We start from the raw sequence: 24,178 nt of genomic DNA on the forward strand, positions 1-24,178 counted from the left end.
CGGCGTGGAGCGCGGCCTGTACATCGCTTCTGTGGGAGAAGTGTCCAACCACATTCACGCGCACCACCCCGAAAACAATGGCGAGCGGCAAACGGACGCTCACGCAGGACACGGCGACGGGTGCCACACCGGTCTTTGCTGTGTCATGGACTACCAGCAACATCTGGATCATCGGTCTGAAGAAACCGCGTTTACGGCGCCAACACGGGCCGCATTCTCCAGGGCTCATGTATCCCGTGAGCCCCTCGTGCCCGATCGCCCGCCCCGACACTCCTGACGTTTCGGTGCCCGCATATGCGGGCTGTTTGACCAATCGATCGCTGCATCCAATGCAGCCGTCAGGAGACGATATTTATGCGTGGAAGATACGCGGCACTTTCAGTTCTTGCCTTGGCAGCTGGCCTTGGCGGTGGGGTTTACGTTGAGCGGTTGTACCTGAATCCAGCGGTGCAAGGCGGATCTGAAGGCCCCGAGATTCTCTATTGGGTTGCGCCCATGGACCCAAATTTCCGTCAACCAGGACCGGGCAAGTCGCCCATGGGGATGGATCTTATTCCAGTCTATGCCGGACAGGAACCATCTGGTGATCCTGCCGAGGTCACACTGAACGCGGCCGAAATCAACGCAATCGGCGTACGCACGGCGGTCGCCCGCATGAGTGAAGTGCAGCCTCGGATCGAGACTGTGGGTTTCGTGGGGTATGACGAACATCTGACCAGTCATGTGCATACGCGGGTAGAAGGTTGGGTCGAAAGGCTTAAGGTCCGAGCGGTCGGAGACCGCGTTGCCGGGGGGCAGGTTCTTTTCGAGCTCTTTTCTCCACTCATCGCAGCCGCGACGGGTGATCTTGTTCGCGCTGTCGAAGATGGTGACCCCCGCATTCTGGATGCGGCGCGCAACAAGCTGATGAGCCACGGTATGTCCGCCCGCCAGGTTGCGGAGATCGAGGCGGGCGGCGAATTGGTTCGCAACATCGAGATCGAAGCACCACAGAACGGCGTGGTCATCGCCCTGAATGCGGCCGATGGCATGTATTTGCAACCTGGAACGCTTGCCTTCTCCGTCGCTGACTTGTCGAAGGTCTGGCTCATTGTAGATGTCTTTGAACGTGATATTGCCCGGCTGTCTGAGGATATGCGGGCCATCGCTCGGTTCGAACACTTGCCAGGGCGCGTGTTTGAAGGCGACATCGACTACATCTATCCTGAACTCGATCCCCAAACACGAACGCTTCCTGTTCGACTGAGGTTTGACAATTCCGATGGCGTGCTCCGCCCCGGAATGTTCGGAAGTGTCAGTCTCAGGCCCAACGAAAGCCGGACGGTCCTGACAGTGCCATCTGAGGCCGTAATACGGACAGGGTCGGCTGAGCGCGTCATCCTGAAAACAGGGGAGGGGACCTTCCGACCGAGATTGGTGACTGCCGGTCTCCGGGACAGTTTCGGAGAAGGAGGGCGGACAGAAATTCTTCAGGGCCTGGGTCCGGGTGAAGAGGTCGTTGCCTCCGCACAGTTCCTGATCGACAGCGAAAGCGCTTTGAGCGCAGGCTTCACGCGCATGGCGCCAACGGATGCCGACCCGGCGCGGGGCAGCGGTGTTCTCGTTGCTCTCGATCCTGAGAATCGGGTGGCAACCGTGCAGCATGATGCCCTGGAAAGCCTTGACTGGCCAGCGATGACATCCGACTTCCCGGTGAGAGCCGATGTTCCCCTGGATCGGCTAAAGGAGGGGGAGGCAGTCGCGTTTCTCGTGGCCCGTGGCGCCGATGGACTCCTGAGCCTCACCGAACTTGCGCCAGATGATGGAATTGCCGGTACCGGCACTGGGATTGCACGCGCGGTGACGTCGGATGGCAAGCTAACGCTGGAGCACGGCCCGATCCCAGAGCTTGGCTGGCCCGCAATGACGATGGACCTGCCGGTGTTGGGGGTTGATCTCGAGACCGTGCCCCTCGATGCGCCGATCGAATTCGATCTCACGGCAGGTGATGGCGGCCTTTTCTCCGTAGTCGCGGTCCGCGCCGAGGGCGCCGATCCCGAAGAGGTGGAAGCGGCTGAAACAAATGCCGCGGCGCCGATCATGGTGTCCGGCACCATCGACGACCTCGATCTGCATTCCGGAACCGCAACGATCACCCACGGGCCCATGGCTGAGATCGGAATGCCAGGCATGACCATGGATTTCCCCATCGATCCGGGCTTGGACATGGCATCGCTGAAAACCGGCGTCCAAATGACCCTCACATTTGCACGGCCGGATGGCTTGAACATGATCTTGTCTGATGTCGAGCTTGAGGCAGCTGCGGCACCGCCCATCGTGGTCTCAGGCACGATCGATAGTGTCGATACAGACGCCTCAAAGGCCACGATCACCCATGGACCGATGACCGATATCGGCATGCCTGGCATGACCATGGCCTTTGATATTGATCCGTCACTCGACGCTGCCGCTTTGATGACAGATGTGGAGATGGTGCTCACTTTCGCGCGCCCGGACGGCATGAACATGGTGCTGGCAGCGGCCGAACCTGTGGCACCGCCCATGCAGGTTTCAGGTCAAATCAACTCCATCGATGCTCAATCACGGACGGCGAACATCACCCATGGGCCGATGACCGATATCGGCATGCCCGGAATGACGATGGATTTTCCCTTGGCTGAGGAGCTCGAGATTTCCCAACTCACAGTGGGAACGGACGTCACGCTCATCCTGCGGCGCAACCCGGATTTCTCGATGACATTGATCGATGTTGTCCGTGACGGGAGGGTTACCCAGTGATCCCGGCGATCATCCGCGCCTCGCTGGCCAATAGGTTTGTTATTCTGGTCCTTGCCGTCATGATGGGTGTCGCAGGCATCTGGGCCATCCGCGAGACACCGGTCGATGCGATACCGGACCTGTCCGATGTGCAGGTGATCGTCCGCACCCCTTATCCGGGGCAGGCGCCGCAAGTGGTCGAAAACCAGATCACCTATCCGCTCGCCACATCGTTGCTGGCGGTACCTGGCGCACAGGATGTACGCGGCTTTTCCTTCTTTGGTGACAGTTTTGTCTATGTCGTTTTCGAAGATGGCACGGACCTGTATTGGGCAAGATCCCGCGTCCTCGAATATCTTGGGCAGATCACCGGGAGCTTGCCGGACGGAGTGTCCCCTCAGCTTGGCCCGGATGCCACCGGGGTCGGGTGGATCTACCAATATGCGTTGATCGACAGAACCGGCACACACGATCTCGCGCAACTGAGAACGCTGCAGGACTGGTTTCTGAAATACGAACTGCAGGCTGTCGACGGTGTGTCTGAAGTGGCAACAATTGGCGGCATGGTCAAACAGTATCAGGTCGTCGTCGATCCGAACAAATTGCGGGCCTACGATATCACGCTGACACAACTCAGGAACGCGATACAAGCGGCCAATCGAGAGACCGGCGGAAGCGTGATCGAGATGGGCGAAGCAGAATTCATGATCCGCTCGTCCGGATACATCGATGAGCTTTCTGATCTATCCAGCGCCCCCCTAATGATCAACGAGCGTGGAGCTGCTCTGACCCTCGGCGACGTTGCTGACATTCGCCTAGGACCGGAATTGCGCCGCGGCGTCGGAGAGTTTGACGGGCAAGGCGATGCCGTTGGCGGCGTGGTCATCATGCGATGGGGTGGCAATGCCCTTGCGACCATCAAAGCGGTGGAGGCCCGCATCGAAGAGTTGCGGCCGAACCTGCCGGAAGGTGTCGAGATTATCACGACCTATGACCGGTCCGGCGTGATCGAACGCGCAATCGACAATCTCAAGAAGAAGCTGACGCAGGAATTCGTTGTCGTCGTCCTCGTCTGTGCGGCCTTTCTGCTGCATCTGCGCTCATCACTGGTGATCCTTCTGTCGTTGCCCCTCGGAATCTTCGCTGCCTTCATTCTGATGAAAGCGCAGGGTGTGAATGCGAACATCATGTCGCTTGGCGGCATAGCGATTGCCATTGGAGCCATGGTCGATGCGTCGATCGTGATGATCGAGGCGATGCACAGGCGGCTGGAGAAGGAGAAGCTTACCGCAGAAAACAGGTGGAGGATCGTGCAGGAATGCGCCTCTGAGGTCGGTCCGGCCCTCTTTTACTCCTTGGCAATCATCACGGTCAGCTTTCTGCCTGTCTTTGTGCTGGAAAATCAGGAGGGCAGGCTTTTTGCCCCGCTGGCCTATACAAAGACCTACGCGATGGCCGCCGCCGCGATCCTATCGATCACACTGGTTCCGGTCTTGATGGGTTACTTTGTCCGGGGCCGGATTTTGCCCGAGCGCAAAAACCCACTGAACCGATTGGTGGTCTTCCTGTATCGTCCCTTTCTCGACGCAGCCATCGCCTGGCCGTGGGCGACAACCTTGCTTGCCGGCGCCCTCGTGGCTTCAATGTGGTATCCGTACCAACGGCTCGGGTCCGAGTTCATGCCCGAGCTGAATGAGGGCGACTTCCTTTACATGCCAAGCTTCTACCCGGGCGTGTCGATCGGTAAGGCGCGCGAGGTCCTGCAGCAGACCAATCGCCTGATCGCTACAATCCCAGAGGTCGAAACTGTGCACGGCAAAGTGGGGCGCGCAGAGACAGCGACCGATCCTGCACCACTCACGATGGTGGAAACCACGATCCAGCTCAAACCAGAAGCTGAGTGGCGCCCTGGCATGACCATGGAAAAAATTCGCGATGAGCTTGATCGGGCTGTGCAGATCCCTGGCGTGACCAATGTCTGGATCCAGCCGATCAAGAACCGGATCGACATGCTTGCCACCGGGATACGAACGCCGGTTGGTGTCAAGATTTCGGGTGCTGATCTGAACGTCATCACAGACATCGGGATCGAAGTGGAACGAGCCGTGTCGGATATCGAGGGAACTGCCTCCGCCTATGCGGAGCGTCCGGTAGGCGGGCGCTTCATAGAAATCGACGTCAAGCGCGACGCCGCAGCGCGATACATGATGAGCGTGCGGGATGTTCAGGATGTGGTGCAAACCGCCATCGGTGGGATGCAGGTATCGGAATCCGTTGAAGGGCTGGAGCGCTTTCCGATTAACCTGCGCTATCCGCAGGCGTGGCGCGACAGCCCCGAACGCCTCGAAAACTTGCCCGTTGTCACCCCATCGGGGGCTCATGTGCCGCTGACCGCCTTGGCCGATGTTCGAATTGTGGATGGTCCGGGCATGATCCGATCAGAGAACGCTCGGCGCACGGGGTTCGTGTTTATCGATATCGCAGGACGAGACCTCGGCGGATATGTCGCCGAGGCGCAGAGGGTCGTGGCCGATCAGGTGCGTCTACCGCCCGGATATTCTCTGACATGGTCCGGGCAGTATGAGTACATCGAGCGGATGCAGGACCGGCTGGCGATCGTCGCCCCCGCCACGCTTATGATCATCACGCTGATGTTGTTCATGGCGTTCAATAGGGTGATCGAAGTTGGCATCATTCTCGCCGCGCTTCCTGTCGCGTTGGCAGGCGGTGTCTGGTTTCTGTGGTATCTCAGCTTCGACATTTCGATCGCCGTCCTTGTCGGCTTCATTGCCCTGGCCGGCGTGGCCGTCGAAACAGCTATCGTCATGCTGCTTTATCTCAATCTCGCCTGGGAAAAGCGACGCAAACTCGGTCAATCCGAAGGCCGCAAGCTGACACAAGACGATATCGAGGAGGCCGTCTTTGAGGGAGCTGTTCTTCGGGTGAGACCCAAAGTCATGACCGTGGCCACCATCTTCGCGGCGCTGATACCGATCATGTATGGCACCGGCACCGGCTCGGAGATCATGCAACGCATCGCTGCACCGATGATCGGCGGTATGGTGACAGCGACCCTGCTGACGCTTTTTGTCATTCCTTCCATATTCGTGATTTGGAAACGGCTCGCGCTGAAACGCGTTAACCGCGAAATCACGTCCCCAATTCAGCAGCCCGTCGATGCAGCACTGCCTGCCGAATAATCGAACGCACAAACCTCAAGAATGGAGCTTCTCATGAAGATACTGACTGCAAGTCTCGCACTTCTGACCCTGTCCGCGACAGGGGCTATCGCACAAATGAACCACAATATGGATCATTCGGACATGCCGATGTCCGCCGAACAAATGGAGGGCGCAGTTCACGCAAAGGCCGTGATCAATTCCATCGGCGACGGCACGGCCAACGTGAGCCATGACCCGATTCCCGAGATCGGCTGGCCTGCAATGACGATGGATATGACGGTTCTGGAAAACGCGCAGATGATGGGCGAGGTGACCGATGGTGACGAGGTGACCCTGATGCTCGTCAAGGGCGAGGATGGCATGTACGCAATCGGGGCCATAATGCCGAACTGATCATGAATGCGCAGTTGCCGAGAAATCGGCAACTGCGGCGCGTATTTGGAGAGGTACACCGAGTTCGACCGCCGAGCTGCGTGTAGGCGAAAGGAAAGTGAATGCGGCTGTCTTCGAAACAACTTGGTTTGATCGCTGCCGGCGGATCGGCCGTTCTTTTGCTGGCTGCCTTCTTGTTTCAGGCAGCGGGCTACGCACCATGCGCGATGTGCATTTGGCAGCGATACCCTCACGCGATCGCCATCGCTATCGGCGTGCTCCTCATGGTTGGTTTGCCCATCTTACTGCTACTGATGGCAGGCGCTGCCGCCGCGTTCGTGACAGCGGGTATCGGGATGTTCCATACCGGCGTCGAACGAGGTTGGTGGGAAGGTCCGACGGCGTGCACCGGCTCTGGTCTTGATATGTCGAACTTGTTAGCTTCGGACCTTTTGCCCTCCGCATCATCCGCTCCATCAACCTTGGTGATGTGTGACGAAGTCGCGTGGGAATTTCTGAGCCTGTCGATGGCGAGTTGGAACGCGCTTTGGAGTTTCGTTCTTGCAGGGCTCTGGATCCTGGCTCTTGCCAAAGCTTGGCGCGCGTCCCGCTCAGATGAGAGCGTGACGGCAGTCTAGCTCAGGAGACGCAGGATGACGGCTGCAGTAGCCGTCAGACACACAGCGGCCGACAAAAAAGCAAGGAGAGCAACCGAAACCGCGCCCATTTTCTTTGGGAAGAGATCAAAGATTGGTCTCAGGATTGCCGACTTTCCGGCTGCCGTAACATAGAGCGGCAGTGCACTTACCAAAGTGGCGTACAGGTAGACTCCGGATATGTTTTCAAAGAGTGCTGACCGCGCCAGTGTGGGCGCAACCACTGAAAGAGCCGTCGCCCGACTGCCTCCAAAAGAGCCGAACCAACTGGCGGAAAGCACGTAAATGAAGGCGTGGAGAACGAGAAAAAGAGCGACGCGAGTTATCACATCGAAGAGAATGAATACCGCCGGATCACGGCTATTGGTGTCTTTCGCCTTCAACATCGCAAACAGGAAGAAGCCGACGTAGTTGACGATAAAGATGACCGGTAGGCCATTCGTCAGAACCTGCCTGAGAAATCGTGATAGCGCCGGTCCACCGTCCATCAATGCCGAAGCAAATCCAGGCGCACGCATGACATAAACGAGCAAGACCGGCAGGAGACCGATTAGGCTGAAGACCAAGACGTTCATTACAAAATTCACGCCCGGCATCTTGGTTGAGAAGAACCGTTGCATGTGAGCAGGTTGGCATGTCGGGAGACAACAGTCGACTTTCTCTGCGACCATCATTTATTTACATAAACTTCATTATGCGGCTTTATACTTAGTGTTGCGATAGTATATTATCGTATGTATGCTGAGCCTAGTTCCAGAGAGCCGTCAGCATGCTTCACCTACTTAAGAAACTCCTCCCCTCGGTCGCAGTCGCTTTGACTGTGACAAGTACTTCGATGCCGATGCCCGCCCGCGCGCAGACATATCCGATCGATTGCGCGATCCTCCTATGCCTGTCTGGTGGCTGGCCTGCATCCGTGCCGTGCGCCAGAGCCCGCGCCGAATTCATCCGGCGGATTACGCCCTGGCCGGTCGAACCGCCGCTTCAGATCTGGCGCTGTCCCATGGGCGCGTCCTATGAAACCTCTCCTTCATCAAACAGCGCAGACCGCATCTTTGAAGCGTTCTTCCAAAACAACAGCACAGGACCGCGACAATCCTTTCCAGCGAACGATACCGCTGACCTTATTGCGGCTGCTTGGCGCACCCCAGAGGCCCCAGATTACCTTGTTTCCGCCGACCAGGCCCTCCGGCTCGTTCAAGATCGCGCGGACATCGATATCAGCGGACCTGAGTTCAACTTCGTACGATCAATCCGCGTCTTTGATGTCCGGTATGCGCGACAGCACGAATCCGGACGTGACGGCGACTGCAATCGTAGCGCCACCGTGGTCCTCGGCACATACGGAACCCAAGGCGACTTCGCTTGGCAGAGGTCTTCTATCAGCGCCCTACCTTCCGCTCATATCGGCCTCGAACGCTGGGGCCAGAATTGCCCCGGTATCTATCATCGATCCGTGTTCGTCGATTGGCGCGACTACGAGGGCAACTACGGCTTTGAGCAGGTGAACTACTGACCTGCCACCGCATTGGCTTGCAATGGAACTCGGCTTCTTTGACTTGTACGACGGCACCGCGTATCAGTCGCGGTCCACAAGCAAATTGGCATTTCGGCATTCAGTGCAGGTTCTCACCTCACCCGCCCCCGTCTCTTCCGATCTCCGTGAGCGCGTCGAAGTCAATTTCCTGTTTCTGTTCCGCAGTGAGATCCGGCCGGATTTCCGACACCGGCTGGGGCCCGTGGACGTCCCACATCACCGCATGCCCGCCTGTAGTCCAGCGATACACCCAACCAACCACGCTGCACCCGTCTGTCCCGATCAGATTGGCGATCGCGACGCCCTCACCTTTATCATCGTTCACTGTTTACTGACTTCCTGCACTGAGGCTCTGATTTTGCAGCGTGACGAGCTGCGGTGCTCGCCTGCACCGCATGCCGCGCTTGGGGAATGTTGGCTAACTGCTCTTCCTGGAGGAGCTCACTTCACATGGGGACGCACGAAGCGGAGCGTCCCAAAATTGCATTGTTCTCAAATCTTGTGGTCGGGCTCCGTGGCGGCTTCGACGATCGCCAGAACCTCCGATAAGTTGAAGCCAAGCGCCCGGGACAATACGATGAACTCGACAACGTCGATCCGTCGCTGGCCACTTTCAATGCGCGCCACGAGCGACTGATGACAGTCGAGCCTGTCCGCCAAGTCTTTCTGCCCCAGACCCGCGTGTTTTCGGGCCTCGACCAAAGACTTGCAAAGGGCCAGATGCCCGGTACTCCAGATTGTTTTCGACACGCGTCACATACCTTTTGTGACGTCGCTAGCGGATGAAATCTGTTATCTAAAAAGTAGATATTTGAGGGTGTTATCGGCGTCTGATTTCCAAGGGGTGCAAGCCTGATGCACACCCGATCGCCCATCAATCCCCCACCAGTTCGAGAAACCGACCATAGTCTTGGCTGACTTCACGGGCTTCTTCGAAGGCGCGCGCACGCTCCTGCTCGAGGCAGCGAAAGTAGTCCTGAATGTCCGCGATGTAGACCTCAAAGTCCCGTCGGATGATGTCGGCATAATCCCGGGCGGCCTGCGAATCGCTTGGAACGAATGGCCGGACCGGGGCGAGACAGGATCCGGCCTGGGTTGCGACCGGAGCGAGCATCAGCAAGGCCGCAGCCTGCATCTTCACCCGTCGGCTCAACCGCAGGTTTCTGAAACCCCTATTTTCCTTGATAGACGCCAATGGCCGTGCCTAGAGTTTGAGTAACCGAGATACAGCCGTATCTGCCGCATTATACCTTGCGGTTAATAATATACTATCGTAACTCTGGGCTTCAAGTGGGAATGCCCGGGTGTTGCGCGTTTGAAGAAAGCGTGAGCCGGGCCATGAACTGGGACATCGAAGCACCAAATGTGGTTACGGAAGCACGTTTCCGCGAACTCGTGGAAAGTGGCTATAGCGCTGAAATCCTATGCCAGGAGTCGGCACACAAGAAGGGCCCGAGTTATTACGGGGTCTGGATCATGCGCGTCGTCTCTGACGAGGGCGTGGAAAAGCTGCTGGTCACGGCCCGTACCCGGACGACCTATAACGACATCAAGATCCGCGAGTTCAAAACCATCACGGGCGTGGTGTCCTTCCTCATCGGGATCGGCTTCTCCCATGCTGATGTCCCGCTCGAGGAAGGCCAGCGGACAACGCACAAGCTGGCCGCAAGCGACAAGGGCAGCAGCAAGTAGCCTTTTTCTTTTCTGGTATCTCGCGGGTCCCGCCACTGCGCAGATGGTACTGGTCATGGAGAGCGACGGCTCTCTGACTCCGTCCCGCTCCCAGGACAGCTTTGCCCGCAATTACAATGACGGTATCGGCCAGGGTTCGGCGGCTGATGAGCTGGCAATCCTCGGTGAAGATGAATCAGCTATTGAACCTGACGCTTTGCGTTTTGCAGCACTCGCCCGCCCGGCACCCCTGCCCCGCGCCGATGTTCTGGCGGCCATTGAGGCCACCGCGCTTCGCTATGCCGGGCATCCTGCGCTGCGTCGTTCAGACCTCTCGGTTCGTGATTGGCTAACCCTCTACCGCGCCAATATCGAGGTGGAGAGCGCCTATCGGCAGGATTCGATCTCGAGCGCAGGCGCCATCGGCCTTGGTCAATTGATGCCCGCGACGGCGCGCGACCTCGGCATTGACCCGCGGGATCCGCTTCAGAACCTCGACGGCTCCGCCCGCTATCTTGCGATGATGCTGGAGACGTTCGGCGATCCGCGTCTTGCCCTCGCAGCCTACAACGCCGGCCCAGATGCGGTCCGCCAGTATGGCGGCATTCCCCCCTACAGAGAAACCCAGAACCACGTGGTGCGCGTCATGGCCGTTGTGGCCCGATTGGAAGGATCAAATTCATGAAAAACGTATCAAACCTATTCATTGCTTCACTGGCATTCTTCCTGTTCATGGCAGAACCGGCCTTGGCGCAAAGCATCGACCTCTCTCCGATCCAGAGCCTGTTGCAGGGGATCGTCGATGCGCTGACCGGCCCGCTTGGCGTCGTCATCGCGACGCTCGCCGTTCTGGGCGTTTTCTTGAGCTGGTTCTTCAACATCATCGATCTGCGCCAGGCGCTTTGGGTTCTTGTCGGCATCGCCGGTGTCGCGGCCGCTCCCACCATCGTTGCCGCGGTCTTTGCCGGTGGCTGAGCGCTCGCCCCTCTTTCTCGGCCTCGTGCGGCCGCCGAAGCTTCTGGGCCTGCCCATCATGTATGCGATGGTCTGGCTCTTCGGCTCGGTGCTGCTCTTCGTCTGGGTTCAGCACATCGCCGTGTTGGGCGTGGCCGCCCTGCTCTACCCCGTGCTTTGGAAGGCCGCGGATTGGGACCCGCGCTTCATCGACGTGATGATGACGGCGCTGCAGGAAACCCCGCCAACGCGGAACCGTTCCATTCACGGCGGGGACAGCTATGCGCCCTAATACAGCCTTGGACGAAACGCTCGATCCCCGCACCATGACGCCGGACTGGTATGCGCGTGAAAGCCGCCTCGCGCATATGCTGCCCTATGTGAGCCTCGTCGACGAACGGACCGTACGGACGCGGGTGAACGAACTTTTCCAGTGCATCCGGCTCGACGGGGTCAACAGCTACACCACAGATGATGCCTATCTCGACAAGGTGACCGCGCTCTTTGCCCGGATCATCGCGCAGCTGGGGCCGGAGTTCAGCTACTACGTTCACAAGGTCTCCAAAGCGATCACACCGGACCTCGAGCCGGTGCGCGAGGACGGTTTTGCGGGAGAAATTGACCGGCTCTGGCGCAAGAAGCTCGAGACCAGCGGGTTACGCGACAAAACACTGACCCTCACGGTCATTCACCGCCCGCCCCCGAAAAGCGTTCTGCCGTTTCTCAACCGCAGCGCGCCGGATCGCCTCAAGGAAGCGACCGAAAAGCGCCTGCGTCGTTTGGGCGAGGCCGTAAGCGTGTTCGTGTCAGGCCTGACGGAGCTGAACCCGCGCGTGCTGACTTCTGAGAATGGCGAGTTGATCGGCTTTCTGGGCGCCCTCAACACTGGCCAGGAACTGCCGCTTTATCCGGCCAATACCTATGGTTTCCTGTCCTTCAATGTGGCCAACACCCGGGTGACGTTTCAAGGCGATCATTTCGAACTCTCGGAAGGCGTCGTCGGCCATCGCTTTGGGAAGAGTTTCACCATCGGGGAATACTCGGAAGCCACCTCCTGCACCATGTTCGACATGCTGAACCTGCCGGTCGACATGATCGTCACGCATTCCTTCACACCGATCAATTCGAACCTCATGGCGGGCCGCATCAAGCGGCAAAAGCGCCAGATGCAGGCTTCGCAGGACGCGGCCCTGTCGCTCATGGAAGCGCTCGACATTGCTGCCGATGATCTCGAGGCCAAGCGCCAGAGCTTTGGCGAGCACCACATGGTCGTGACGATCTTCTGCGACACGCTGGACGAGTTGCAGACTCTGAGCGCCGAGATCGTGAACGCCGCCGCCGCCGAGGGCGTGAAGATGATCGGCGAGCGGGTCGCGGCCAAGGCCCATTACTTGAGCCAGCACCCCGGCAACCAGCCCAAACGCGTGCGCGCAAGCGCCATCACCAATCGCAACTTCGCAGATTTCGCGGCGTTTCATCGGACCCAGCTCGGCAAGTCTGCTGAGAAGACCCCCTGGGGTCGGGTCATCACCTACCTGCCAACGCCCGAGCAGAGCGCCTACCGATTTTCCTATCACGAGCAAGGCAGCCCCGACAAAGAACCGACCAGCGGCCATACCCTGATCATGGGACGGCCCGGGTCCGGCAAGTCGGTGCTTTCCGCATTCCTCATGACGCAAGCCCGTCGAGCAGGGGCGCGGATCTTCGTCTTCGATTACCGTCTCGGTATGGAGATGGCGGTCCGCGCCAATGGCGGGCGCTACGCGTCTTTGAAAGCCGGCCAACCCACAGGCCTCAACCCGCTTTGGACCGAAACAGATAGTCGCGGCACCGCCTGGCTCTCGGACTGGCTCGCCACCCTGCTCTATCGTGCCGACAAGCCGCTCACGCCTGCACAGACCAACCGCATCCAGGAAGTGGTGCGCCAGAACGCGCAGGCTTTGAGCCCCGCCCTGCGGAACTGGCGGGATTTTGCATCGCTCTTTGTCTCCACCGACGATGGCGGCGATCTGCACCAGCGTTTGCTCGAGTGGACCGAAGAGGGCCGCTATGGCTGGATCTTCGGGCAGACGCTGGAAGACACGTTCTCGCTCGAAGGCGATGTCGTCGGGTTCGATCTCACCGGCATTCTCGACAGCGAGGCCGAGAAAGAACGCATGGCGGTCCTCTCCTATCTCTTTCGCCGGGTCGAGCGCGAGATCGAGGATCGCCGCCCCACCATCATCGTCATCGACGAGGCCTGGAAGGCGCTCGACAACGCGTATTTCGCCGAGCGGCTGTCGAACTGGCTCGTGACCGCGCGCAAGCAGAACACCGTTGCGGTAATGATGACGCAATATGCCAGCCAGCTCGAGCGCACCCGAACCGGCAAGACCATCGTCGAAGCGGTGCCCACACAAATCCTGCTTCCGAACATCCGCGCCCATGCCGCCGACTACGCGATGCTGAACCTCTATGAGAAGGAACTCGATGTGCTTCTCAACACCGGCAGCGACAGCCGCCTTGCGCTCATCCGCGACGACCAGGGCTCGATCGTCGTCGATGCCGATCTTAGCGCCCTCGGGCCCAATCTCACCATCCTCGGCGGCATGGAAAAAGGCGAGGCGCTGGTCGGCGCCGATTACCGCGACCGCCCGGACTTTTGGAGGCTTTCATGATTCGTACTCTGTTTCTTCTCACCGCGCTCGGCGCTTTGGCCTCCTGCGCCCAGTACCAGGAACCGCAGGCGAACTGCTTCACCTTCCTGGCCTCTACGGCGCCTGTCGCGCCGGATTGCAGCTTCACGCCCCTTGGCGCGCCGGAGCGCGACGTTGAAGTCTAGGCTGCCCCATATCCTGGCGCTTTGCCTGCTGCCCGGCATCGCCCTGTCCCAAGGCGTGCCGACCAATGACAATGGGCTGACCGCGCGTGACATCGTCGAGACTGGCGATCGCGAGGCTGACTTGGCCGTTCAGGCGGACAAGCTTGCCGTGCGAGAACTCATTGCCGAGATCGAACGGGAGCAGCTGGAAACCCTGCAACGCATCCTCGATGCCCAAACCAGCTTCGGCGGTCAGGGCCTGCCCGCGATGATCTCTGGATTGGAGAGCGGCAGCGGCGATCCAGCCCGTTCCGTCGAAGCGGTCTACGGCAATGCCGAGATCGACCCCAATCCCGGCGGCGCACAGATGTTCGGGGATGCGGCAGAAAACATCGAGCAACTCATCATCCGCGTCGCCCAGGAAACCAGCGGCTTTGCGGGCGTTGGCCGCGCGGGCCTCTCCCCGGTTCAATGGCGCGCACTCCTACAGGCGCTCATCTGGCAGGAAAGCCGGTTTACCATCGGCGCGCGCTCGCCCGTCGGGGCTTTCGGCCTCACCCAGATCATGCCCGGGACCGCCAGCGATCTCGGCATTAACCCGGAATACTACAACAGCCCCTATCTGCAGGTGCATGGCGGCGCGCGGTACCTGGCGACACAGCTCAACACCTTCGATGGCAATATCATCAACGCGCTCGCCGCCTATAACGCCGGACCCGGCCGCGTGTTCGAATATGGCGGCGTGCCGCCATTCGCCGAAACTCAGCATTATGTCCAGGTTATTCCAGAACGCTACAATCTCTATCTGAGCCGCATCGGCGGGATCGAAGCGCTCGGCACGATCGACCCCGCGCTTCTCGCCAATGCCAATCTCTCGATCACCGGGCATGGTGCGGCTTTCTATGGCAACAATTCCCCTGCGGCGATTAGGCAGGCCGCCTTGCGCATCGCGGATATCGTCGAGCGGATTTCCGAGACCGAAGACGTGCAGGAGAGCGTCGCGCTCAACACCTATGCCCGCGCCGAACTCGTGCGCCTCGTCGCCGCCCGCATCCGGCTGCAGGCGGCGCGGACCCGCGTGCTCTCGGCCGAAGAGCTGGCACAGGCCAGCGCTCGCCTGACCGAGGGCGCGTTCATGGAATTCACGATCAGGGAGATAGACTAATGGGACATTTGCTCATGAGAACGGCCTTGGCCACGACGCTTGGGATTGGCCTGCATTTCGGCACCCTGTCCCCTGCCGCAGCACAAGGCGTGCCTGTCGTCGATACCCAGAACATCGCGCAAAACATCCAGCAGCTCCGGCAGATGATCGAAGATGAGATCCTGCAAAATGAGCAGCTGACGCAGCTCCGCGAACAACTCGCCACACTCACGGACCAACTCGCGGAGCTGCAAAGAACATATGAAGCGCTCACCCGCCTGGCTGAACTTCCCGAGATTATCCGCACCGAGATGGAGGACGAGCTGAACGGCCTGCTCGATCAGGAGTTCGGCGATATCATCGCCACGATTGAGGCGATCAAGACGGGCGATTTCTCGGGCCTGTCGGGCTCCGGTGCGGGCGAGATCGAAACTCAGATGGACCGGGTGCTGGCCGATCTCGGATTTGACGACGACACGCTTTCAGAAATGGCCACCAGCGGAAATCCAGGGGCCAACCGCGTGGCGACGCAAGCCACAACCGGTGCACTCGTCTCGGCCGCAGCCCAGAACAGCTACGAAGATGCCGGCCAGTCACTCGAGCGGGTCGACCGGCTGGTCGGACTGATCGATGACATGGACGAACTGAAGGAAAGTATCGACCTCAACACGCGGGTGACGGCGGAGCTGGCAATTGCCCTCGTCGCCATGTGGCAGCTTGAGGCCGTGCAAACCGTGGGTGACGGCACAGGCGGCGTGATCGATGCCGCGACGATCGCTGAAGAGCAGCGCTTCATGGACTTTACGCTGCCGGACCTGCGCGCAGACTGATTCAGGGGTGTGACGCGTGGCTAGTGAACAGGAAATCATCGAAGAAGAGCTGGTCTATGGTGCCCTGCGCCGCGAGCGGCTCTGGCAGCGCCTTGGACTCATCGGCCTGATTTTCGGCATTCTCGGATGCCTGAGCGCGGCAGCTGTCGCGATCCTCGATGTCGATCCGCCGCCCGTTGTTGTTCCCTATGATCCCGAAACGGGCTTTGCCCTGCCGGAAGCTTCGGTCGGCGCCTCCTCGGTGACCGCCAACCAGGCGATCATCGAGGCGGAAGTGTTCCGCTATGTGACCGACCGGGAGGTCTATAACCAGCTCGACAACGATCTGCGCATCCGCAACGTCCTGCGCCGCTCGGACGGAGCTGCAGAGAGCGGGTTACGCCAGATCTGGAACAGCGCCGACGAGAACTACCCGCCGACGGTCTACGGCCCCAATGCCCGGCTCGATGTGGAAATCCTCAGCATCAATCGGATCGGCACGAACCGCGCCACGGTCCGCCTGCGCAAGCGTCTGACATCCATCAATGGCGTCCAGACCGGCCTCTTCACCGCCACGCTTCTCTTCGAATTCCGCCCCGAGACCCGTCGTTCCATCGATGAGGTCTGGACCAACCCCTTCGGCTTCACGGTCCTCGAATATTCCATCCGCTCCGATAGATTGGAGAATTAATGCGTTTCTGGAATTCACTTCAAAATATCTTGTCGCCAATGTCCCGAGAGCGCGTAGCGCGGCAGGGTATTGGCGACGCAACTCATTCCGGAAACGCATGTTTGTTCCCAGTTCGACTTTTCTTATTGCTGATTGCCCTATTGCCCGGCCTCGCCATTGCCGAGGCCATCCCGCGCGGCGGGCCCAATGACAACCGAGTGCGCTTGGCCACCTATCAAGAAGGTCAGGTCTATCGCCTCAGCGTGTCGCTCACCCATGTGACCACCATCGAGTTCGGCGAGGGAGAAAGCATCCGCTCGATCATCGCAGGGGACACAGAGGGCTTCGAGATCGACGGCGTGCCGGGCGGGCAGGCCTTCGCGATCAAGCCCGTCGCGCGCGGCGTCCATACCAACGTGACGGTCTACACGAACCGCCGCAGCTACTACTTCAACGTCCAGGAGACCCGCAGCCCGACCTTCTACGTGGTCCAGTTCCGCTATCCTGAAGACAATGCGCGTCCCACGCGTGCCATCGCGGCCCAAGCGCCGAACTACAACTACGGTGCCAGTGCGCGCACCGAGTTCACCCCGACCCGCGTCTGGGATGACGGGACCTTCACGTATTTCGCATTCCCGCGGAACGCGCCGGTGCCCGCGATCTTCCGTTACGCCAATGGCCGTGAACGAACCGTCAACACGCAAGCCACCGGGGACGGCGTGATCCGGGTTTCAGGCGTGAACCGACAATGGGTGCTGCGGATCGGGGAGGAGGTGGTCTGCATCGAGGCCACACCACCTGCGGGGGTAGGCTCATGAGCGATACTGGAAACGCAGACCTCGAGAAACGCCTCGCTGCTCTAGAACAAGGTAAGGGCGCTGGTTCGCCCCCTGCGCCACGGCGCTCACCGCTGCTCGCTTTGGTCGTCGTCCTCGTGATCGGCGCGGGCGGTGCGTTGCTCTATCTCCTATCCCAACCCGAGGAAGAGGAAGCCCTTCCCACGGCCACGCCGGACGTGTTCCAGAACGAAGGCGACGGGTTCGGCGCCATCGAGACCTTGCCCCCGCCCGAGCCCGAGGTTGTGTTCGTCGCACCCGATCCAGTCGAGCCCAATGCTGAGCTTCTGGCGCAGATCACCGCCCTGCAGGCTCAGATCGAGGAATTGCGCAACGCCCCTGAACCGGTGGTCGAAGAAGATACCGCTGCCGCCGAAGCGATCGATGCGCTGACCGCCCAGATCGCCGCCCTGCAGTCCGCCTCTGAAGCCGCGCAACAGCAGTTCCGAGACGAGCTCACCGCACGTGATCGGGAGTTGGAGCAAATCCGCATGGACCTCGAACTTGCGCAACTCGAAGCCAATCGCCCTGCCCCCGCGCCCATCGGCCCCACCGAGGACGAATTGCGCGCGCGGGAAGAAGAGCGACTGCGCCGCGAGGAAGAAGCAAGACGTCTCGCGGAACTTGAACGCCGCGCGGCCGAGGAACGGGCGTTTCAGGAACGCCGCATCACCTCCCCCACCATCGCCTTTGGCGGCACCTCAGGCGCGAATGAAACTGCGTTGACCGAACGGACTTTTGGGGAAGTGACGGATTTCGTGTTGAACGGCGCGCTGCCCACTTCAGTCACACAAGCTGAGGTCATCGCCAATCCGTCCAACACCATTGTCCAAGGCACGATGATCCAGGCCGTCATGGAAACCGCTCTCGACAGCTCCCTGCCCGGCCAAACTCGTGCCGTTGTCTCAGAAGATGTCTACAGCTTCGATGGCTCCCGCCTTCTGATCCCGCGCGGGTCCCGCCTGATCGGACGTTATCGCTCTGGCGTCGATATCGCGCAGCGCCGGGTCACCGTCGCCTGGGACCGGATCATCTTGCCCGACAACCAGACCGTCCAGATCAGTTCCTTCGGGGGCGATGAACTTGGCCGCTCCGGCGTGACCGGCTTTGTCGATACCCGCTTTGATGAGCGCTTCGGCTCTGCGGCGTTGATTTCGCTGATCTCCGCCGCACCAAGCGCCGCTGCAGCAAATGTCCAAGACGAGACCGCCGCGGACGTGCTCGAAGACGTGGGCGATGATCTGGCCGATGCCACGGACAGCGTGATTGGCGACTACCTTTCGATCGGTCCTGTCATCTATGTCGACCAAGGTGCCCGCGTCACCGTGATGGTCGATCGCGATCTGGAGATATTCTGAGCCAATGTCGCTGAGCTATCTCCAGACCTCTCTCGACCGGATCGATGCCGCCGCCCGCGACGATGTCATCGAGATCTGTATCAACCCTGACGGCAGCTGCTGGGGAGAATTCCAAGGCGATCATTTCATGCGCAAGCTGGGCCAGGAGTTGACCGCAACCGAAGTGAAAGACCTCGGCAACCAGATCGCCTCTTCTGCCAATACCACGATGAGCAAGGACCGCCCCATCGTCTCGGTCTCAATCACCTACAAGGGGCGCCCGATCCGCGCACAGGTCATCACCCCGCCCGCCGTGTTAACGGCGATGTCGATCAGTCTTCGGTTCTTTTCCAGCTTGCCGCTCGACGGGATCGCACTCGACTTTCTCTATGGCAAAGAACGCAAGCTCGAAGAACTCCGCCTCGAGAAAACCCAGGAACTGCGTGAAGTGGTGGCCGCGGGCGTGATCGGCGATGCGCTGGCCTTTTGCGTCGACAACAAGCTTAACATGATCGTTTCTGGCGGCACCTCCACCGGCAAGACCGTGGCTGCGCGCAAGATCCTCTCGCACGTGCCATCCGAGGAACGCATCGTCACCATCGAGGAAGCCGCCGAGCTTTTACCGACCCAGCCAAATGCCGTGACCCTCATCGCCAATCGCGATGCGGAGTTCCAGACCGCCGATGTGCTGCTCACCGCAACGTTGCGCATGCGCCCCGACCGGATCATCCTGGGCGAGGTGCGAGGCAAGGAGGCCATGACCTTCCTCGAGGCGATCAACACCGGCCATGGTGGGTCCATGACCACCCTTCACGCAGAAACCCCGCAACTGGCCGTGCAGCGGCTGGCGATCGCAGCCCTCAAGACCGAGATCCCGATGACCTATGCCGACATGGTCCAGTACATCGAGAATTCCATCGACGTGATCATTCAGGCCGGTCGCCATGACGGCAAACGCGGCATTACTGAGTTCTACCTCCCCGGCACAACCGAGATTGGAGCTTCCCAATGAAGACCTTTGAATACGACATCCTCAGCTTTCCCATGACCCGAAAGACCAGCCTTGCCGACATGCAGGCCAGCCTAAATGTGAAGGGGGCCGAAGGCTGGGAGGTCGTGTCGATCAGCTCCTCGGAATTCGCCAACGTGGGACACACTGTCTTCCTGAAGCGCGAGACCACACCCGCCAGAGCCACGGCATGAGGCAGGCGGGCTGTACCCTCGTACTGACTGCTCTGGTCCTGGGCCTGACGTCGGCACCCGGCTTCGCTGAGCGCAATCTCGTGCCGACCCTCGAGCGCAGTTTCGACGTCTGTCCAGAACGGCCCGCTGAACCCGTGTGGATGCAGGAGATCCCCCTGCGCCAAGCCTATCAGCGCGTGTTGGTTCAAGACATCTACCGAGCCCAAAATCTTGAACGCATCGTCGAGAGCGGCAACTGCGATTGCGAGACCCGCTTCCCATCTTGGGACGCAGCCGAGGCGGTGTTTCGCGAGGTCCACGCGAGTGACGAACGATGGGAAATGCTGGAAGCATCCGACGCCTACAACCGGCGCGCCAACGAAGTTCGCCTTGAGGCCAAAGCCATCTGCGAAGCCGCGGGCAATTGGTGAGGCAGCCCTGCGATGAGCGTCGTCACCTATTTCGTTGAAACCTCCCAGGGCTACCTCGACACCGCGGCGGAAACCCAGTTCGGGTCGGTCGCGGCGACAGTCGGCACGCTTCTGGTGCTGGGAACAACTCTGGTGGTGATCCTCGTCTTCCTGAACATGATCTACCAGTACAAAGCGATGGACGGGCGCACGGCTTTTTGGCTCGCGGTCAAGATCGGGCTCATCGGGATATTTGCGACCAACTGGGTGCAGTTCAACGCACTTTCCGCCGCTATTCTGGCAGGCATCGACAGCATTGCTGGTGCGCTGGTGGCTTCGGTTGGTGGTGGAACCCCGGGTCCCTCTGGGACCTTTGCGGAAGAATTCGACCGTTTGATCGCCGAGTTGGGGGACTACTTGAACGCCGCTGGTTCAGAGTTGAACTGGATGGCCGGCGCCATGCTCGACATAGTCGGGGTGCTGTTGCTTTCCATCCTCGGCGGGCTGGCCGCCTTCATTCTTGTGGCATCCCGCCTGATGATCGCGCTCCTGATCGGGATCGCACCGGTGATGATTTTCCTGACCCTCTTCGAAGTGACCAAGGACTATTTCGCGCGCTGGCTGTCGGCTCTGGTTTCCTTTGCGCTCTACCCCATCGTCGTGGCCGGCGTGTTCGCTACGATCACAGGCGTCTCCTCCGCCCTGATTGGCGAGCTTGGCGACCCTGAAGGCGCCTCAAATATCGGCGCGCTCATCCCCTTCTTCATGATGGTGCTCATGGCCAAAGGCTTCATCATCGCAACGCCCTTCATCGTCCGTGCGATCTCGGGAAACATCATGATGCCCGCCCTCTCCGGTGGCCTTGGTGGCGGCTACAGCATCGCCCGCGCTGCAATGGGCAGCCAACAGGCCTACAATCGCTACTTGATCGGCGGGGCGAGTGGCGCGGAGTATGCAGCCCTTAGAGCGCGGCAGTTCTTCGGCGTGCAGCAGATGCCCGTGAGACAAGGCATGGGGCAGACGGGTCAGGCAAGCGGCACAGGGTCACCGGGGGCCGGGTCCCAGATGCTGGCGCAACTGGCCCGACTGGGAAGGTTGGGGCGGAGATGATGAAGTTTTGTTTTGCAAGGCTACCGAGCCATGGATAAACGGCGGTCCCATAAACATTCACAAGTAAAAAAGGTACCACTAGAACTGGTTCAAGCAGTCCTGCGCTCAGCAGTGAATGGAAGATCTGTCGGGCTTGAAGAGGCAATACGTGTTCTGGACTGCGATGCGCATCATGCCAACCGCGTCTTGCGCCAGATGGCCGAGGCTGGGTACTTGGAGCCTGCCGACATCCTTGACGGTTTGTTTTACTGGCAGCTAACCCCAAACGGAACTCGCCTGGCACTGGAACCCAAGCGAAAGCGTATCGGGCGCGATAAGGTTCAAACCATCATTTCTGAACTTCTTGCTCGAGCCAAGGTCATCAACAGCGATCCGAACCGCCTGCAACGTATCACATTGAAGCTGTTCGGCAGCGCGCTCGACGAGCTTGACGACTACGGGGACGTAGATGTTTCGATTGCGTATGCGCGACGCCAGCTAAGCGATATCGAACGAGAGCGCATCGAAAACAGACTGAAAGCCCGTCAAAGCAAGTCAGACCGCCAAACCTTTCACGGACGTCTCATGGGGGCGGAACGTCAGGATACGCGCGAGATCATGGCGTTCCTGAAAAAGGGTCTGCCACCTCTCTCGCTCATGAATGATGATCCTATGGACCTCGGGACACCGTACCGCTGGCTAGTCGACCACGACGTGAAAACGGACAGACCAGTTGATGTTTCTGACGATATCGTTCGACCCAACGGGCCTTCGATCCTCGACCAATATCCGAGGAAACCGCTACCGCCCATCACACTGCTTGAAGCACGACACAGAGCCATTTCTGCAAATACCAAAGTTGCGATTGATGACATGCGCATAGGTTTGGAGGACGCAGCCACGCTCGAAGAACAAATGTGGTCGCCAAAGGTGACACGCAAAGGCGCTTTCATTGCCAATGACATCAGAAGTCAGAAGCGGGTCAAATTCGCCGGGTTTCAGCACTTGTGTCCGATCTGGAAGAAAGACCTCTGCGGCGTAGCGATGCTGAAGGAAGCCCTCGACTGGTGCGATGAACATAAGGTTTGGGTCAGAGACCTACATCCGGGAGTTTCAATCCAACGGTCCGACCGGACACATATCATACGCCTCGGGTGGGGCCATGATCTGATCTATTTCAATGTCGGCGGCAAATCGACAACTGGGAGCCTGCTGCCCAGAAATAGAACACGCGTTTCCAAAATTGACTTGGCCGGAGCCTATGCCGTCGGAAGGGCACTTTCGAAGATGTATGACGAAAGCAGGTCCGCGAAAATGCCATGGTTCAGCGTTGACATTTTGCTTCCGTTGGTCGAGTTAGACAGGCTTCCAGATTTCCCGCGGCTGCATAAAGCAGGCGCGTTCAGGAAAGGCGCGTTTCAAGGTCTGCGGGAGGTCACCTTCTTCTGAGCCGGGACCATACGCCCTACCCCGAACGAACTGGTTTCAGTAGAAGAGCACGTTTAATTGCCCTGCTCTACCTTGACGATCAACTGGCGTTGGGTGTCGTATCTGTACTCATGCAACCTGCGTTCCTGAATGAGCTGAACGGCTTGGCTGACATGCTCGGGAAGCACGTAGAACCATTCTCGAGGATGGACCGCCTTGCCGAACCGGTCGGTGATCACAAGACCTTGCGGCCGCGCCGCGTCAAAAAAGCGATGCAAGAGATCCTCGACCTTCATCCGCTCCAGGTTATGCAACTCGTAGGTCGCAACAATTTCGACGGGCGCGAGCAGGAAAGTTGGATCGTTCTTCGCGTCAGCGATACGCCGCCGGACATCCTGACTGGTCACACCGACCTTGTGCAGAATCCTTGATACTTCTGCGATTTCCGGGTCTCTGGACAGGCTTCGCGCCACATACACTGTGCCGGTGACCGCCATGCTATCCTGATCCCATTCCGGATCGAGCCGCCCAAACCCAGCTCTTTCGACGATCCGTGCGGTCTTATCTGCTGCAAGCGCTTTGCGAAATGACGACGACAGAGGATCGTTTTCCATGCCATTGGAAAAGATGATCCGCAAACGGTGATCCGGCTTACCGCTCCTGCGCGAAAGTTCCGTTTTTTCGGCGACATAGACCAGAAGGCCGCGATGGATGAAGAAGTCGCCTTCGTAAACCGTGATCTCTACATTGTCCTGAACCGGGAGAACCTTTCGATCTCCGGACTCGAGCTTCGACTGCATCTCGGCAAAGCCGCCTTCGAAGTGTTCGAAATCCGGGCACGGGAACATGTCGGCCCGGTGGTCAGGCAACTGGCGTTCTGAAGCTGGCGTCACATTACGGATGTTGAGAACCGCGTCATGCACGTCGAGGTCATCATCGCCGAAGATGTCGTCAAGGCTTGTCGGAACTTCCTCGTCGGCAACTTCTTCGCGCCAATCGGGCTCAGGCACAGCCGGAGACTCCGTTTCGGCAATGGTTGCGGTCGGTGCCACTGGATGGCCATGCCCAAGAAGCCGGTTCCGGTCTGCCTCCATCATCGCAGCCGATGGACTGGTCCGAATTGAACGCCAGATTGTCCCGAGTTTCATCTCCTCGAGGTCCAAGCTGTTGTCGTCCGGAATCCGACCGTTCGACTCGTAGAAAGCATTCACCTGCGAGACGATCTCGGCGTTTCGAGCATCTGGTGTTGCCGCCGCGCCGCGGTTTGTTTCCTTAATGTCGAGAAGCCCGAATTCATCCGGCTCTTCGAAGATTTCATCGAGAGATCGATAGCGCGGCATGTGG

The 24,178-nt window shown here is 59.4% G+C and carries 26 protein-coding genes; 21 read left to right on the forward strand and 5 right to left on the reverse strand.

Translation table 11 applies throughout. The features are described from left to right. Positions 1-354 precede the first annotated feature (354 nt). The 4 genes from AC2FNJ_RS11780 to AC2FNJ_RS11795 all read left to right on the forward strand — a co-directional run bounded on the left by AC2FNJ_RS11780 (position 355) and on the right by AC2FNJ_RS11795 (position 6,949). Positions 355-2,778: an efflux RND transporter periplasmic adaptor subunit gene (locus AC2FNJ_RS11780; protein ID WP_093454933.1), complete on the forward strand. Its 2,424-nt coding sequence runs from the start codon at positions 355-357 to the stop codon at positions 2,776-2,778. Further along, a complete protein-coding gene (locus AC2FNJ_RS11785) occupies positions 2,775-5,957 on the forward strand; it encodes an efflux RND transporter permease subunit (protein WP_093454932.1) in 3,183 nt (1,060 codons plus the stop codon). The genes AC2FNJ_RS11780 and AC2FNJ_RS11785 overlap by 4 nt, the downstream gene beginning before the upstream one ends. A 129-nt stretch (positions 5,958-6,086) precedes the next feature. Next, the gene (locus tag AC2FNJ_RS11790; protein WP_496764414.1) at positions 6,087-6,332 is read left to right on the forward strand and encodes a copper-binding protein; all 246 of its coding nucleotides are present in this window, start codon (positions 6,087-6,089) and stop codon (positions 6,330-6,332) included. 101 nt (positions 6,333-6,433) lie between these two features. Next, the gene (locus AC2FNJ_RS11795; RefSeq protein WP_093454931.1) at positions 6,434-6,949 is read left to right on the forward strand and encodes a disulfide bond formation protein B; all 516 of its coding nucleotides are present in this window, start codon (positions 6,434-6,436) and stop codon (positions 6,947-6,949) included. Here AC2FNJ_RS11795 and AC2FNJ_RS11800 read toward each other — a convergent pair. After that, positions 6,946-7,587, reverse strand: a complete 642-nt coding sequence (locus AC2FNJ_RS11800) for a hypothetical protein (RefSeq protein ID WP_274582268.1) — start codon at positions 7,585-7,587, stop codon at positions 6,946-6,948. The genes AC2FNJ_RS11795 and AC2FNJ_RS11800 overlap by 4 nt on opposite strands. 149 nt (positions 7,588-7,736) lie before the next feature. Here AC2FNJ_RS11800 and AC2FNJ_RS11805 point away from each other — a divergent pair, with 149 nt between their 5' ends. Beyond that, positions 7,737-8,483: a hypothetical protein gene (locus tag AC2FNJ_RS11805; RefSeq protein WP_496764415.1), complete on the forward strand. Its 747-nt coding sequence runs from the start codon at positions 7,737-7,739 to the stop codon at positions 8,481-8,483. 118 nt (positions 8,484-8,601) lie between these two features. On the opposite strand, the gene AC2FNJ_RS11810 is transcribed toward AC2FNJ_RS11805, so the two are convergent. The 3 genes from AC2FNJ_RS11810 to AC2FNJ_RS11820 form a co-directional block, all read right to left on the reverse strand. After that, positions 8,602-8,829 (reverse strand): hypothetical protein, encoded by a 228-nt coding sequence (locus AC2FNJ_RS11810; RefSeq protein WP_496764416.1) that lies wholly within the window; start codon positions 8,827-8,829, stop codon positions 8,602-8,604. A gap of 167 nt (positions 8,830-8,996) precedes the next feature. Then, positions 8,997-9,254 carry a helix-turn-helix domain-containing protein gene (locus tag AC2FNJ_RS11815; protein WP_496764417.1) on the reverse strand — a complete coding sequence of 86 codons (258 nt, stop codon included), beginning with the start codon at positions 9,252-9,254 and terminating at the stop codon, positions 8,997-8,999. A gap of 124 nt (positions 9,255-9,378) precedes the next feature. Next, positions 9,379-9,639, reverse strand: coding sequence for a hypothetical protein (locus AC2FNJ_RS11820; RefSeq protein WP_496764455.1), 261 nt, complete (start codon positions 9,637-9,639; stop codon positions 9,379-9,381). A gap of 203 nt (positions 9,640-9,842) precedes the next feature. Here AC2FNJ_RS11820 and AC2FNJ_RS11825 point away from each other — a divergent pair, with 203 nt between their 5' ends. From AC2FNJ_RS11825 to AC2FNJ_RS11900, 16 genes are all read left to right on the forward strand, one after another. Further along, a complete protein-coding gene (locus AC2FNJ_RS11825) occupies positions 9,843-10,196 on the forward strand; it encodes a hypothetical protein (protein ID WP_496764418.1) in 354 nt (117 codons plus the stop codon). 43 nt (positions 10,197-10,239) lie between these two features. Further along, a complete protein-coding gene (locus tag AC2FNJ_RS11830; RefSeq protein ID WP_496764419.1) occupies positions 10,240-10,860 on the forward strand; it encodes a lytic transglycosylase domain-containing protein in 621 nt (206 codons plus the stop codon). Beyond that, positions 10,857-11,150, forward strand: a complete 294-nt coding sequence (locus AC2FNJ_RS11835) for a TrbC/VirB2 family protein (RefSeq protein WP_496764420.1) — start codon at positions 10,857-10,859, stop codon at positions 11,148-11,150. The genes AC2FNJ_RS11830 and AC2FNJ_RS11835 overlap by 4 nt, the downstream gene beginning before the upstream one ends. After that, positions 11,143-11,421, forward strand: coding sequence for a VirB3 family type IV secretion system protein (locus AC2FNJ_RS11840; RefSeq protein ID WP_008327373.1), 279 nt, complete (start codon positions 11,143-11,145; stop codon positions 11,419-11,421). Before AC2FNJ_RS11835 ends, AC2FNJ_RS11840 begins: the two co-directional genes overlap by 8 nt. Beyond that, a complete protein-coding gene (locus AC2FNJ_RS11845) occupies positions 11,411-13,786 on the forward strand; it encodes a VirB4 family type IV secretion/conjugal transfer ATPase (RefSeq protein ID WP_496764421.1) in 2,376 nt (791 codons plus the stop codon). The genes AC2FNJ_RS11840 and AC2FNJ_RS11845 overlap by 11 nt, the downstream gene beginning before the upstream one ends. Beyond that, complete coding sequence (locus AC2FNJ_RS11850) at positions 13,783-13,950, forward strand: hypothetical protein (RefSeq protein WP_394424011.1); 168 nt, start codon at positions 13,783-13,785, stop codon at positions 13,948-13,950. The genes AC2FNJ_RS11845 and AC2FNJ_RS11850 overlap by 4 nt, the downstream gene beginning before the upstream one ends. Further along, a complete protein-coding gene (locus AC2FNJ_RS11855) occupies positions 13,940-15,094 on the forward strand; it encodes a lytic transglycosylase domain-containing protein (RefSeq protein ID WP_496764422.1) in 1,155 nt (384 codons plus the stop codon). The genes AC2FNJ_RS11850 and AC2FNJ_RS11855 overlap by 11 nt, the downstream gene beginning before the upstream one ends. Next, the gene (locus AC2FNJ_RS11860; RefSeq protein ID WP_496764423.1) at positions 15,094-15,903 is read left to right on the forward strand and encodes a type IV secretion system protein; all 810 of its coding nucleotides are present in this window, start codon (positions 15,094-15,096) and stop codon (positions 15,901-15,903) included. The genes AC2FNJ_RS11855 and AC2FNJ_RS11860 overlap by 1 nt, the downstream gene beginning before the upstream one ends. Positions 15,904-15,919: 16 nt before the next feature. Next, positions 15,920-16,573: a VirB8 family type IV secretion system protein gene (locus tag AC2FNJ_RS11865; RefSeq protein WP_496764424.1), complete on the forward strand. Its 654-nt coding sequence runs from the start codon at positions 15,920-15,922 to the stop codon at positions 16,571-16,573. Positions 16,574-16,674: 101 nt separating this feature from the next. Continuing rightward, the gene (locus tag AC2FNJ_RS11870) at positions 16,675-17,370 is read left to right on the forward strand and encodes a TrbG/VirB9 family P-type conjugative transfer protein (RefSeq protein ID WP_496764457.1); all 696 of its coding nucleotides are present in this window, start codon (positions 16,675-16,677) and stop codon (positions 17,368-17,370) included. Next, complete coding sequence (locus tag AC2FNJ_RS11875; RefSeq protein WP_496764425.1) at positions 17,367-18,746, forward strand: TraB/TrbI/VirB10 family type IV secretion system protein; 1,380 nt, start codon at positions 17,367-17,369, stop codon at positions 18,744-18,746. The genes AC2FNJ_RS11870 and AC2FNJ_RS11875 overlap by 4 nt, the downstream gene beginning before the upstream one ends. 4 nt (positions 18,747-18,750) lie before the next feature. Beyond that, positions 18,751-19,737: an ATPase, T2SS/T4P/T4SS family gene (locus tag AC2FNJ_RS11880; RefSeq protein ID WP_496764426.1), complete on the forward strand. Its 987-nt coding sequence runs from the start codon at positions 18,751-18,753 to the stop codon at positions 19,735-19,737. Beyond that, the gene (locus AC2FNJ_RS11885) at positions 19,734-19,928 is read left to right on the forward strand and encodes a hypothetical protein (protein ID WP_009807516.1); all 195 of its coding nucleotides are present in this window, start codon (positions 19,734-19,736) and stop codon (positions 19,926-19,928) included. Before AC2FNJ_RS11880 ends, AC2FNJ_RS11885 begins: the two co-directional genes overlap by 4 nt. Further along, a complete protein-coding gene (locus AC2FNJ_RS11890) occupies positions 19,925-20,338 on the forward strand; it encodes a hypothetical protein (RefSeq protein ID WP_496764427.1) in 414 nt (137 codons plus the stop codon). The genes AC2FNJ_RS11885 and AC2FNJ_RS11890 overlap by 4 nt, the downstream gene beginning before the upstream one ends. A 12-nt stretch (positions 20,339-20,350) precedes the next feature. After that, complete coding sequence (locus tag AC2FNJ_RS11895; RefSeq protein ID WP_496764428.1) at positions 20,351-21,427, forward strand: TrbL/VirB6 family protein; 1,077 nt, start codon at positions 20,351-20,353, stop codon at positions 21,425-21,427. A gap of 30 nt (positions 21,428-21,457) precedes the next feature. Then, on the forward strand, positions 21,458-22,855 hold the full coding sequence (locus AC2FNJ_RS11900; RefSeq protein WP_496764429.1) for a hypothetical protein: 1,398 nt from the start codon (positions 21,458-21,460) through the stop codon (positions 22,853-22,855). A gap of 53 nt (positions 22,856-22,908) precedes the next feature. Here AC2FNJ_RS11900 and AC2FNJ_RS11905 read toward each other — a convergent pair whose 3' ends face one another. Continuing rightward, positions 22,909-24,174, reverse strand: a complete 1,266-nt coding sequence (locus AC2FNJ_RS11905; protein ID WP_496764430.1) for a GIY-YIG nuclease family protein — start codon at positions 24,172-24,174, stop codon at positions 22,909-22,911. Positions 24,175-24,178: the final 4 nt, after the last annotated feature.

This window comes from Ruegeria sp. BHSB196, assembly GCF_059613135.1.

Excerpts from the sequence above, each read along its gene's own strand:
- AC2FNJ_RS11850 (WP_394424011.1), top strand. The coding sequence starts at position 13,783 with ATGATTCGTACTCTGTTTCTTCTCACCGCGCTCGGCGCTTTGGCCTCC.
- AC2FNJ_RS11860 (WP_496764423.1), top strand. The coding sequence starts at position 15,094 with ATGGGACATTTGCTCATGAGAACGGCCTTGGCCACGACGCTTGGGATT.
- AC2FNJ_RS11820 (WP_496764455.1), bottom strand. The coding sequence starts at position 9,639 with ATGCAGGCTGCGGCCTTGCTGATGCTCGCTCCGGTCGCAACCCAGGCC.
- AC2FNJ_RS11900 (WP_496764429.1), top strand. The coding sequence starts at position 21,458 with ATGGATAAACGGCGGTCCCATAAACATTCACAAGTAAAAAAGGTACCA.
- AC2FNJ_RS11800 (WP_274582268.1), bottom strand. The coding sequence starts at position 7,587 with ATGCAACGGTTCTTCTCAACCAAGATGCCGGGCGTGAATTTTGTAATG.
- AC2FNJ_RS11875 (WP_496764425.1), top strand. The coding sequence starts at position 17,367 with ATGAGCGATACTGGAAACGCAGACCTCGAGAAACGCCTCGCTGCTCTA.
- AC2FNJ_RS11880 (WP_496764426.1), top strand. The coding sequence starts at position 18,751 with ATGTCGCTGAGCTATCTCCAGACCTCTCTCGACCGGATCGATGCCGCC.
- AC2FNJ_RS11780 (WP_093454933.1), top strand. The coding sequence starts at position 355 with ATGCGTGGAAGATACGCGGCACTTTCAGTTCTTGCCTTGGCAGCTGGC.
- AC2FNJ_RS11790 (WP_496764414.1), top strand. The coding sequence starts at position 6,087 with ATGTCCGCCGAACAAATGGAGGGCGCAGTTCACGCAAAGGCCGTGATC.
- AC2FNJ_RS11830 (WP_496764419.1), top strand. The coding sequence starts at position 10,240 with ATGGTACTGGTCATGGAGAGCGACGGCTCTCTGACTCCGTCCCGCTCC.
- AC2FNJ_RS11890 (WP_496764427.1), top strand. The coding sequence starts at position 19,925 with ATGAGGCAGGCGGGCTGTACCCTCGTACTGACTGCTCTGGTCCTGGGC.
- AC2FNJ_RS11825 (WP_496764418.1), top strand. The coding sequence starts at position 9,843 with ATGAACTGGGACATCGAAGCACCAAATGTGGTTACGGAAGCACGTTTC.
- AC2FNJ_RS11885 (WP_009807516.1), top strand. The coding sequence starts at position 19,734 with ATGAAGACCTTTGAATACGACATCCTCAGCTTTCCCATGACCCGAAAG.
- AC2FNJ_RS11805 (WP_496764415.1), top strand. The coding sequence starts at position 7,737 with ATGCTTCACCTACTTAAGAAACTCCTCCCCTCGGTCGCAGTCGCTTTG.
- AC2FNJ_RS11835 (WP_496764420.1), top strand. The coding sequence starts at position 10,857 with ATGAAAAACGTATCAAACCTATTCATTGCTTCACTGGCATTCTTCCTG.
- AC2FNJ_RS11905 (WP_496764430.1), bottom strand. The coding sequence starts at position 24,174 with ATGCCGCGCTATCGATCTCTCGATGAAATCTTCGAAGAGCCGGATGAA.
- AC2FNJ_RS11895 (WP_496764428.1), top strand. The coding sequence starts at position 20,351 with ATGAGCGTCGTCACCTATTTCGTTGAAACCTCCCAGGGCTACCTCGAC.
- AC2FNJ_RS11845 (WP_496764421.1), top strand. The coding sequence starts at position 11,411 with ATGCGCCCTAATACAGCCTTGGACGAAACGCTCGATCCCCGCACCATG.
- AC2FNJ_RS11795 (WP_093454931.1), top strand. The coding sequence starts at position 6,434 with ATGCGGCTGTCTTCGAAACAACTTGGTTTGATCGCTGCCGGCGGATCG.